This window comes from Psychroserpens mesophilus (assembly GCF_000826645.1).
Lineage (GTDB): Bacteria > Bacteroidota > Bacteroidia > Flavobacteriales > Flavobacteriaceae > Psychroserpens > Psychroserpens mesophilus.
The window spans coordinates 1-2906 of sequence record NZ_JXJP01000044.1 but is presented as its reverse complement, the minus strand read 5'-3'; the positions used below and the strand labels follow the sequence as shown (position 1 = coordinate 2906).

Genomic DNA, 2906 nt, shown 5'->3' with positions numbered 1-2906 from the left:
CAAACAATTTTTTGGTAAGTCACAAAAAAATAAGGGCTATTATTTTATTCTTTTGTGAAATCAAAATGAACAGAATTCATCTTGAATTATTTTCAAATATAATATGATAGCGTGTTGACTTCCAAATAATTTTATTGTTTTTTATCACATTAAACCGTTGAACTTTTCTTTCTTACATTTAATCGAAAAGTGATTCATTTTGGATGCAAAATTCTTCGATAAAATACATAGGGATTTTAGTTTTTCTATCAAAAATGCTGTGAGTAAGCCATTTAATAATTTATAAAACAGGATGTTCTACATATATATATCTTCAATAGCAAGACATTTCTATTCGTTCACGCTTCAAAATGTAGATATGCTAAGACAACTTATGCATTTACTTTCAACCATTTAGTACAAACTAAAGCATAAAAAAAGACAGCTATTTCTAGCTGTCTTTTGTATATACCCTTAGGGAATTCCCTAATTATTTACGTCGCATTACTTCTTACCTGAAGATACTATCTTCTTAGTAACCGAACCTTGATTAGTCGTTAACTTCACATAGAATACTTGATTAGACGTTCTTGATAGATCTAAAGTAGTTCTACCAGTTGAACCTGCAACATATCTTGTGTTCGTTTCTGTTAATACTAATAATCCTTTAGTATCGAAGAACTCAATAGTTACATCTGTTCTGTAATCAAATTCATAAGTAATCGTTACCTCATTATCAAATGGTACTGGGAACGCTTTAAAGTCGATTTTCTCTTCAACATTTCTAACCAATTGCTCACAATCTGTAGAGAATCCTGAATTTTCACCTTCATTGTTTCTATATAGTATTTGTGAATAAATTGACCACTCATACGTTACTGTACATTCACTTGTGTTACCACAACCATCATCAGCCGTAAATGTTCTTTCAAGTGTCCAGTTTTCAACTGAACCATTAGTACCTAAACATGAGTCGATGGCTAAATTACAAGTATTATTAAGTGTAACAACATCATCCGTATTACATGAAGGATAGAGTCCATCAGCTGTAGTCGTGAAATAATCAAAGAAACCAAAATTAGAAGTAAAGTAATACAATCCTTCACTTGATCTATATGTTAACGTCCAAACTTCATCTGGATAACCAAAAGCAACTCCTGAATACATAGCATAACCATCAGAATCATAACCCGTAAGTATATACTGGAATTCTGATCCATTACTACAAGTTAAATCGATTTGAGTAGGCTCATTTATTTGAGATACACTTGATGAAATCACATCTGTAAATGATGCAGTATCACCAGAACCTTGACAGTTGTCTGTCCAAGTTGCTTTATCAGCAAACTCAGTTGGTGCTTCAGTCACTAGACCGAAATCTTCACCTGCTGGACACTCTAATACTGGATCTGTTGTATCATTAATGATAAAAGTACATACTAAAGGATCTGCTGATTTGTTATCACACGCATCAAAGACATCAAATGTCACTGTAAGTGTTGTAGAACAATCATCTTTAACTTCACCTAAACCAATGACTCTGAAGATTAAATCTTCAACATCAGCACAGTTGTCTGTATAACATTCGTAAAGTGATCCTATTTGTGAGGTAGGAATTCCTCCTACTGTCCACTCAGTATTCACATTGATTTCCTGTCCATCAACAAGTGATACACCTGCAACTGCTGGGCAATCTAATCCTTCCCAGTCACTAGTATTTAAAACCATCACTTCATCAGTACATACTCCTGTAGAGGTTGGTCCTTCTGAATCACCACCTTGGTAGTTGATCTTGAATGTTGGGTATAGATTACCACAGTTATCAGACACTGTATATTCAAATACTCTAATCCACTCGCAATCTGATCCGATTGCCAACTTCTCTACTTTCAATACATTATCAGCTGTGATATCTGTACAGTTATCTGAGAATAGCGCTGCTATCTCTTCCTCTGTTGGCTCTCCTAAATCAGAATCTTTACATGCGTTAACGCTGTTCATTCCCATTGGAATTTCTCCTTCTAATTCTGGTGCCATAGTATCTTCACCACTATTCACAATTACCAAGTTTGGTAACTTGTTACCACAAGTATCTTTAATTTCATACTCGTAAGTCGCTGTCCATCCACAATCGTCACCTACAATATTAGGCTCAAATGGTGTTACTACAACATCACCACAGTTATCTGTGTAAGCGGCCTCAATAGCTCCTAAATCTGGTGCTCCTGGGTTTTCACTTAAACACTGTAATCCTGTTATACCCTCTGGTAAGTCTCCTACCAATTCTGGTGCTGTCTTATCTCCACCATTATGGTAGATCTTAACTGGTGCTGCATAGTTTCCACAGTCATCTACAATAGTATATCTGTATAATACTGCCCATAGACAATCTGTATTCTCCGCTGGAGATACAATCTCTAAGGTCGCATTTACATTACCACAGTTATCTGTAAATAATGCTTCTATCTCCTGCTCTGTTGGTGGAGCTGGTGCATCTGCTAAACATGCATCTACATCTGACAACCCTTGAGGTAACTCTCCTACTAACATTGGAGCTGTCTCATCAATTACGGTTATCGTTTGCGACGCTGTTATAGTTACACCACAAGACTCATATGAGAAATTAACCTGGAACGTTCCACAGCTACCTACAAACTCTTCAGCAACTCCTTGAACACTTCCATTAATTCCACAATCTCCGTCAATACCATTACTATATGATAAGAACTCTGGCGTATAAGTTGCTAATTCTTCACATGGAATACTAGCATCTTCTATTGGAGCAAATACTGGCGCTGGCGCTGGCTTCACTTCAATTACAAATGGTCCTGCCTCTAGGTCACGATCACAAATATCCTTACCTGCGTAAGTCACAGTGATAGTTCCTCCACATACGGTGTAATCTTTCACTACACTTGCCTGGATAC

General features: G+C 36.3%; 1 protein-coding gene. It reads right to left on the bottom strand.

What is annotated here, in order from left to right:
* Positions 1-483 precede the first annotated feature (483 nt).
* The coding region (locus TD18_RS17270; protein ID WP_040254843.1) for a T9SS type A sorting domain-containing protein at positions 484-2906 on the bottom strand (2423 nt) is incomplete at its 5' end.